The sequence below is a fragment of the Lactiplantibacillus plajomi genome (assembly GCF_005405405.1).
Taxonomy (GTDB): Bacteria; Bacillota; Bacilli; order Lactobacillales; family Lactobacillaceae; genus Lactiplantibacillus; species Lactiplantibacillus plajomi.
The window spans coordinates 1-9,035 of record NZ_BJDZ01000045.1 but is presented as its reverse complement, the minus strand read 5'-3'; the positions used below and the strand labels follow the sequence as shown (position 1 = coordinate 9,035).

At 33.4% G+C, this 9,035-nt stretch carries 7 protein-coding genes; all 7 read right to left on the bottom strand.

Features of this window, described 5'->3' with window-relative positions; genetic code table 11:
* Nucleotides 1-147 precede the first annotated feature (147 nt).
* Nucleotides 148-1,047, bottom strand: coding sequence for a hypothetical protein (locus FFM82_RS12955; protein WP_225425715.1), 900 nt, complete (start codon nt 1,045-1,047; stop codon nt 148-150).
* A 19-nt stretch (nt 1,048-1,066) separates the two neighbouring features.
* Entirely contained in the window at nt 1,067-3,703 is a 2,637-nt protein-coding gene (locus FFM82_RS12950; protein ID WP_137646188.1) for a DEAD/DEAH box helicase family protein, read from the bottom strand.
* Nucleotides 3,704-3,707: 4 nt separating this feature from the next.
* On the bottom strand, nt 3,708-5,648 hold the full coding sequence (locus FFM82_RS12945) for a DNA methyltransferase (protein ID WP_137646187.1): 1,941 nt from the start codon (nt 5,646-5,648) through the stop codon (nt 3,708-3,710).
* 22 nt (nt 5,649-5,670) lie between these two features.
* Nucleotides 5,671-6,255, bottom strand: a complete 585-nt coding sequence (locus FFM82_RS12940) for a DUF536 domain-containing protein (protein WP_137646186.1) — start codon at nt 6,253-6,255, stop codon at nt 5,671-5,673.
* Nucleotides 6,256-6,428: 173 nt separating this feature from the next.
* Nucleotides 6,429-7,364 (bottom strand): replication initiation protein, encoded by a 936-nt coding sequence (locus FFM82_RS12935; RefSeq protein ID WP_137646185.1) that lies wholly within the window; start codon nt 7,362-7,364, stop codon nt 6,429-6,431.
* A 716-nt stretch (nt 7,365-8,080) separates the two neighbouring features.
* The gene (locus FFM82_RS12930; protein ID WP_170178307.1) at nt 8,081-8,293 is read right to left on the bottom strand and encodes a hypothetical protein; all 213 of its coding nucleotides are present in this window, start codon (nt 8,291-8,293) and stop codon (nt 8,081-8,083) included.
* A 354-nt stretch (nt 8,294-8,647) separates the two neighbouring features.
* Nucleotides 8,648-9,035 (bottom strand): tyrosine-type recombinase/integrase (locus FFM82_RS12925; RefSeq protein ID WP_225425713.1); only part of this gene is annotated, 388 nt, incomplete at its 5' end.

Below are 9,035 nucleotides of genomic sequence, written 5' to 3'. Positions count from 1 at the left end.
GTTTAGGGGCACTTATAAAAAAATAAATTAAAATAGCCCCCAATATCTACATTATAGATATCGGGGGCTATTTTAACAACGTTTTTGAGGGGCGATTTGAAGATTATAGACCCTACAATTATTTACTTGGTTTCTTAAGTTAAGTAATTATTCAGTGAGTTCTTTCTTTAATTCTCTTTTCCAATTTGGGGAATGGATTATTCTTTTTTTCTCTAAATTTCCCTGTATTATTTCTTTTTTTGAAAGCTTAGACACATTCTCCCACGAATCGGAGAAAATATAAGTTGCGTTACCATATATAACAGAATCCAAAATATATAATTGTTTATTTTCAAAACAAAAAACTACATATCCAGTGTAACCGGCCGTTCCCTGATATTCATTATCTGGTTTAAAGCTTTCAATATAATCAAAACGTTCTTTTATTAAATATCTTTCACTTTTCGAAATATTAGGATAGCTTTTCCCATCTTTAAAGGCTTTCCAAATTTGTTCCCCCTTAGGCAGAACTTCCCAGGGAACTTTTTTTATAATAGGTTCTAACTTTTTTCCTTTGATGATAAAAGTTTCTGCCTCTGAAAATATCTCCAAAACAAGATTAATGCAAAATTTAATATCATCAAATTCATCATGAGTGTTGGTAAATTTTTTATCTATAATTAACAATGAATCATTGTGTTTAGGATTTTCAAGATAGCGAAAGTAAAAATTTTGGGGTGGCGTAAACCTTTTTGGATAACCTAAATAAGGAACTTCCGTGATTCCTGATTGCGGTGTTCCATCCCAATGCTTTACCGTCCAAGATTGTGCTTTATAACATATTTCTTTTGGCTTAGTCTTATCAGGAACTATTTCGCCAACTGTATTTCTTTCAGACATAATTCCAATATACGGATTGGGTATAAATAAAGGCTCTTTCTTACCAATGTTTTTAAAGTTTTCATTCAATTTATCCTTTATTTTTGAATCAACTTGAACTCCTATAAAAAATGTACCTTTCTCATCAATATCAGATAAGTACTTTTTAACACTTCTGATTCTTTTCATTTTTATCTCCAAATTTTGTTCACCCCTCATTAAAATCTTTTTCTATAATATTTAAATCAGACATTTCTTGCTCAACATTTCTGCCATCATTGTAAGTAAAGAATTTAACGCCGTAAAGCTTAACTTGATCATTCTCACCAACAAGTTCAATATTTTCAGGACGAATACTTTCTAAAAGCTCTTGTTTCCACTGATCCTGATCAAGCAATTGGGATCCCTTAGGTTCAATATAAATTTGATAACAAAAATCTTTATTCTGTAAATAGAGGATAAAATCAGGCATAAAACCGGCATAATGAGTTGTCTGACCTTTAAATTGATGTAGCTTGAAATTAGTATTGCGTTCATCATTTCTAAATAAGTAAATTTGACTGTATTTTTGACTTAATCGCTCAACAAAAGCACCAATTAAATCAACCAAAGACTTCTCCAGCTTATCAACAATGGCTTCTTCAAAAACAAACCAAGGTTTATTTTTCATTGAGTAGGGTAAGATCATTTCACTGACTGGTTTATTAAAACGTTTTGCAACTTTCTTTTGGTAGTCCCTAATCAAAGATTTTATAGGAACTGGAATAAAGCGTTTTGTACCGCGCTGTCTTTGATAGTTATTGATAATCTGCTTTTGAACAAAGGTTAGATATTGCTCAACTGCTTTAAGTTGCTGCTCCCGATTTAAGGATGATGAACCGTTACTGACACGAGCATATAAACGAATATTTCCCAACCAATTATCGGCTGTCATAAATTCATTTAACGAATTCAAAGTAGGAATATACCTCTTTAGAGAATTAAACCGATAGAACTTATTACGTGAGAAAGCTTTTTTTACTAAGATTACTGCGTCTCGAAACTTAAATAAAAACCTGGTCTCTGTTAAAGGATCTTTCTCAATAGCAACTGCATTGTAATTTGTTTCCCAAGTGCTCTCTACCAAATTGACTTCAGCCATTGTGGTGGTATTAACCCCATAACGGTCAAGACAATTAAATTCTTCATCTGGTACAGGTTCAACTTCGTTGTAGTAAAGATTACCTTGTTGATAAACTTTAGAGTGTTTAAATGACGGTTTAACATTAGTTTCAAAAACATCAAAATCACTATCATCTTCAACAGGCAGGTCCATTTTATCAAGTGACTTCTTAAGGTTGTCTAGGTACTTAGGATCATTGATAGTGTGATAATAAAGACCCTCTAATAACTGATATTTAGGATTCTGATTATCAAAACGACGTTTATAAGAAATTTTATCTTGATAAACAAAGGGGTTATAACGTGCCCCACGACCAATCAACTGAGCTTCACTGTTAGTTTGTTTCAAGGTAGTGGATTGTTCACCAATCCGCACAATATCATAAAGGTTTAGAACGTCCCAGCCCTCACTTAATTTAGCCACGGCAAAAATAACCCGAAAGGGATTATCAGAACTTTCCAATGTATTTAGATTATGCAAGTCATTTAAGTCCCCTAAGATTCCCTCTTTAGCACTATCGTTAACATTAATAATGTTCATAGCCTGAAAGTCACGTTTTAATTCAACAATTGCAGTACCCAAATCTTGCGATAACCAGTAATCATAAGCTTGTTTCAATGCTTGACTATGGCTAGTGCTTTGTTGATGTTTAAGAAAATCAGTTAGGTCTGTTATATTCAACTGTGAGATCATGCTTAAAAAAGTTGCTCGGGAATCTTTAGAAACCGTGATTTTATTAGATTTAAACAAGATTACCGGTTTAAAGTCGGGTATTTTTAAGTCATTGGCAATCCGCTTACGATACTGACTAAGTAAAACAGCATTCAGCATTTTGTTCTCATCGTCGTTATTTGCTTGTAACCGATATACTCGTTTAGAATAACCTTCATGGATAAAGCGGCTTAAGTCATATCTATAAACAATTTTTTGACGATATTTCTGATAAATTGCTTCATTTTGCAAATCAATGGTTGCCGTAAACTCAAATTGACGATTATGCGGATTGGCTTGACGAATACGATCTAAGACATATTCCCAGGAACGTTCTTTTTGGTCCTCTTTACTTTTAGTGCCAGCACTAAAATGATGAGCTTCATCAGCTAAAATGACTAGTTTGTGAACCTTAAAATCATCATAAGTCAAACCATTTTCTTTAGTTTCGCTTAATTCATTGGTTAAAGTTTGAATAGTTGTTAATCTTAAATAGATCACACCATCTTCTGGTGTATTAGGAAAACGTGTCACTGAGCGAAGCTCGATTCTTTGCCCATGAATAGTCAAAGGTTGAGCAAAAAGATATTTAGGCGAAGCTGCATTTAATAAATTATCGTAAGTCTTAGCTACCACGGCATTTGTATTAACAACAAAAAGAAAATTATGATAAGTAAATTCAGTATATAAGTACAAGATCAAAGTGGCTAAAACGTCTGTTTTGCCACTGCCAGTAGCCATATTAAAAAGTAATTGGTTATATTGATAATCAGCTAGGGGTTGTCTTTGCGTCCAATCCAAATTAACTAAAGCTTGATTTTGGTAAGGTCGTAATTGGTGCTTTAAATTATTTTTGATATATTCCGGGATAATAAAGAGAGCTTCATTACTGAGAAGATCAATCTTTCGTTTGTTTTCCAGTAAATCAACCAGTGGAAGTTCAATTTTACGCATTACCATTTTTTTTGCCACTGGTTTAGACCTTCTTTCCATAAAAGCTTTGATTAAAGTGATAATCGTTGTCGGAGATTAGGTCACGTACATCAGTATCATCGATATTATTGAAGTTGTAGTAGAGTTGATTCTTATCCAATAATTTAACTAATAACCGTTTTTGTTCTGCAAACGGCAAAGTTTTACGCTCTGCATCATTTTCATATTTATTAAGATCTACCCGAAAATCGAAATCTGCTCCAGCTTTCATACGTTCATATACGGCATTTAATTCATTGATATCTTTAGCCGCTAACAGATCTTTTAGGTAGCCTTGATTCTTTTCCATTAACTCCGCGTAAACAAAAGAGCCACCACCATGCCAACTTACATCTTTGGAGATACCGCCTTGTTCGCCAGCGATCACTTTCTGTAAACGGGGTACTGAAACCGTATTAATATAATCCAGTTGTTCGATACCAATAAATCGCCGATGCATCTTCATGGCGACTGATTGGGTAGTTGCCGAGCCCATGAAAAAATCTAAAACAATATCGTTTTTGCCTGTTGAAAGTTCTAAGACACGTTTGATTAAATCTTCAGGTTTAGGATTAGTAAAAACATCTGCTCCGAAAATTTGTCGTAAATGTTTAGTAGCAGATGTATTTGTATTGGTATTTAACCAAGAAATACTATTGTTGACAGAAATATCATGCCATATAGTACTTGCTGTTTTTCCTTTTCCTGCATCTTTTACGTCTGAATAATAAGCTTTTAATTGTGGTCTTGTTTCTCCTTTAGAACCAAATTTAATACGTCCACTTTTAAGCAATTTTTTAAACTCTTTTTCAGTTGTTCTCCAACAACGTCCCTTAGGTGGAAAGTAGACTTTGCTTGTATTGGGATTCACAATTGCGTACTCTAAATTTTTTCTAACATTTGGTGCATCAAACGGTTCAATTCGATACGGGCCAAGACCATCGTTGTCGTTGAACTTGAATGATTCTTTATCTAAGCTTAATCGAAAGTTATTTTTATTAATCTGATCTAAGTTCTTAGCATAAATTAAAATATGATTACTATTTAGTGAAATGAAGCCATCACTTGATACAGAGGTTCTAGATTCCCAAGTTACATCAGCAATAAAATTATTGAATCCAAAGATACCGTCAGCTAAGACTTTTAAATAATGAACACCTTCATCAGACATAGTAATAAAAATCGTACCTTTTTCATTCAGAAGATCTCTAGTAATTTCTAAACGATTTTTCATAAAAGTAAGCCATGACGATAATTTAAAATTTGAATTGTAAGAAAAAGTGTCAGACGGTTTGTTGATTTCAAAATAATATGGTGGATCCAAAAAAATAGATTTAATATTTCCTGTATAGATTTTTTTTAAGCTATATAAAGCAATTAAGTTGTTTCCCTTAATGACTAAATTATCTTGATCAGAATAACTAGATACCTTATGTTCACCATTTTGATCATACTTTTTAGCATTAACAAAAATTTTAGGTTCTAATAGCTCATCAATTTCAGGCTTAGCAATAGTTTCATTTAAAAATGGTTCATCAGCAGATTCATCTTTATCTAAATCTTCTTTAGTCATGCCAGCTTTTAAAACAGTATCTTTAAAAGGAAAATCCAAAACAACATCAGCAGATTCGTTAATGAATTTTTCATTAGCTGTTAAACCAATTTTATTTGTATATGCAGTATAACTATCCTCCCAAAAATTTTTGTATTCAAACATTTCAATAAACTGGTTAAGTTTAAATACTTCGGTACCGGCAATTTTTTCTACATAATTTTTATGTATTAAAGGATCCCTAAATAATTTTGTCATCAGTTCATGATCGAATTTATCCAAATCATTAATTACATTATTGCGTTTTAGGGATCCCTCACTAGTTAAATACTTGTTTCCAAACTCTCCTAAAATGCTTTTAACTTGAGACATTATCTTAGGTTCTATTTCCATGCTTAATCCACCTTTTTAATTTTCACCAAAAATGCCACCAACTATTATTGATTTTATTTTTATGTATTTTCTTTTGCTTCTCGTCATCGACAACACGATTTTTTCCTTGCTTGTCGTTTTTATCCTTGGTTTTACTGGAATTAGCACTATTCGACAAGTTGCCATTTTTATTGGTTGCTTGTCGTTTTTGAGTCGAATTAAAAGATTCAAGAAGTCCACTCAATTTTTGAATATGGCCTTTTAATTGCCGATTTTCCGCAAGTGTTGCTAACTGTAGCTGTTGCTGCTGATCCAAGGACTTTTGTAATTTGGAGATTTGCTGATCTTTAATATCAAGTTGCTTCAGCAAAACATCATTAATGTTAGTTTCCCTTTTATCTTGCTTGTCGTTTTTGACTTGTCGTTCTTGTCGATCTACTTGCTGATCTTGTCGTTTTTGCTTGTCAAAATTAGCAAGCATTTCAACACCCTGTTCATCTATTTCCAGATGATTTTTAACTTTATGAGTGTGCTTGCTTCGAAAGTCTTTAATACTAGATATACGCTGATTAACAGCTTGTTTTGATAACTGTAATTCTTCCGAAAGTTGTCGAATTGTCTTCCCCAAGAGTCTCACCACCTCAATAATCCGTCTTAAATTATAAGTTGAAAATGGCAAGAACGACAACCGACAAGAAAAAATTGAATCTGGTTGTCGTTCTTGCCATTTTTTATATAGTAAGATGGAAACCAGACTGTTTATTGACCAAAAGATTCCATGACTGAACCATTAAACAAACATTAGAAATTATTTTTAAATCCTTTTTGGAGTTCTGCAAGCGCTTCTTTTCTTGCTTGATCTCTTATTTTTTTGTCGTGTTCAATCTGTTGTTCGGCTAATGTTTGTTTTTCAGTGGATCCTAGTGGTAGGCCTTTTACTTTATCAATAGCACGCCATTTTTCTTGTTCTGTTAATTCACCATTATGCTGGATATTAAAAAGTTTTTGCCGTTCATCTTGAAAGTGCCCTTGTGAGAAATCATTTGAATTTTTTCTTTCAGGTTTCCAGGAAAAAGAATAACCAATCACTGGTTTCCCACGGCCTTTACCATATTTTTTTCGAACAGTTAGGCCTCTAAAAAGAGGGGTTAATTCTTCTCTGATTGGTTTAAGAACGTATCTATCAACGTCTCCCGGTTTTTTCCAATAACTTTTAGGAATATCAAGTAACTCAAAAAAATCTTCTTTTGATAAAAAAGCATAGCCAGTTGTTCTAAAGCCCTTTAACAATCTAAAAGCGGTTTTAGCATAACTGCTTCGAAGATCTCTAAATTCCGCTAAAGCATATCTAACCCACGTGTCTAAATTATTGAGAAGTGGCAAAGCATCTTTATATACTTCAATATCTATATAAGGAGAATCAGCTTCACCAACAATTCTGAACTTAGTAAACATAACAAACATTTCTCTATTTAATCCGGATTTACTACGTCTTCCAAAATGAAGGCCCATTAGCTTTTCATAAGTTCTTTGAATGTCATCTTCAAAGCGATTATTTGCAGTCGGTTTATAGTTGCTCAAATCTTTAAGTTGTTCAAAAGAAAATCTAACTGTTTGATCTCCCTTATCACGCATACGAGAAATAATTGAAAAAAATAGATTCATTTCAATAGGGGTGAATTTACGTAACGGAATGGTATTAAGTTCAGGATCATATTTTATAAGTTCATTGCTCATAATCACACCTCCACAACTATTATATAAAATCAACGATTGTTTATCAACGATCACTATAAAAAACCTCGTTGATAAACAGACAAAACCTCGTTGATAAACAGACAAAACCTCGTTGATAAACAGACAAAACCTCGTTGATAAACAGACAAAACCTCGTTGATAAACTCCTGTACGTCTTGGGAGAGTAAGGTTCAAGAGGGGTCTAAAAGAGGTTTAAAAGAGGTTTATAAAAGAGGTATATAAGAGGCACCACTGTACGAGATCAAAACCTAAAATAAAAACACAAAGGAGTGAGCCAAAAACCGGCTCACATTAAACTCCATTCGCTACGCTCTTTGCGCCTTACTCCGTTCGTTGCCTAAAAAGGTGTGGCAAGCCACATTTATACGGGCGCTGACGCCCCGCACCCCGTCCAAGCTGAACCAGCTTGACCGTTTTTTCACTCGCCGTTAGGCAGGAAAGCAAAGTTTTATAGAAACTTTGGCTTTCGCCAATTCAGTGTTAAGACTGGTTAAGAGCTGTCAATTCCTTATGCTCCCACGCTGCGCTCGTCCGCTACCATTGACAGCAAACACTTAGCTTTTCTAAAACATAATAAGAATTTAACTGCTATGTCCCTTTTAAGGCCTTTATTTTCAATTTCCAGCAGTTTTAAGCTTATTTATATATAATTATGCCAAAACAAAATAAAAAGCCCTCAGCGAGCTTTTAGAGGGCTAAATTACAAATCCTGGTCGATTAATAATATCTTCTTGTCTTTTTTGCAAAATGTAAGTGTACAAGGAATTATACAAATTCTGTTTGATCTCATCAGGTTCATTAACAAAAGCTTCAAACAATTCTTGAATATCAACTTGCCAAGGATCAGCAAATATTTCATCAATTGGGTTTAATACTTTCTTTTCATCCATCTTAATTACTCCTAACATCAAATAATAATTTCAGTTTATATTTACATATTTTACAGTACCGTTATTCAAAATTTGTTACCAAACTTACAAAGATTCTTTGCACAAAGCAATTAAAAAATTTTGGCTTAAAACAGCGTAATTCGCAACACTTTTTAAATATTTAAAACATAACAATCTTAGTTAGATACAAACATAAATTGAATTAAAAATACAGTCAATTCAACAACGGCAGAAATTGATTTTATGGTTATCAGCAGACCGAGTGAAACGAAGTCAATGCGCACTTACACATAGAATTTATTCTATGTTGTGCTAGACCCATTAAAAACCTGTATTAGAAGTCGCCGTTGGCGACAACAAAATCAAACTAATTTACCCAAAATCAATTTGATCTAACATAGTTTCGGTACTGGCTTGGTCTAAGCCTAAATAAGCTAAAGTCATGGCTTCACTTGAATGATTTAATAAGTGCATGACTAGGCCAATATTGTAATTTGATTGCGTGTAAACACGATAAGCCCCAGTTTTGCGCATCGTATGAGTACCTAGATAATTAATGCCTAACAGATCGCCAACCTTACTCATAATTTTGTAGAACTGTTTTTCAGTAATATGACGTTCTGGGTGTTGAATGGAAGGAAAGAGCCATTCAGAATCCAGTTTATGATCAAGCAGCCATTGACGGTACAATAAGAGCTCTGTTTGAACAGGTTTAAGGTACAAGGTATTAGGTTTACCAGTTTTTCGGTCATGAATAAAC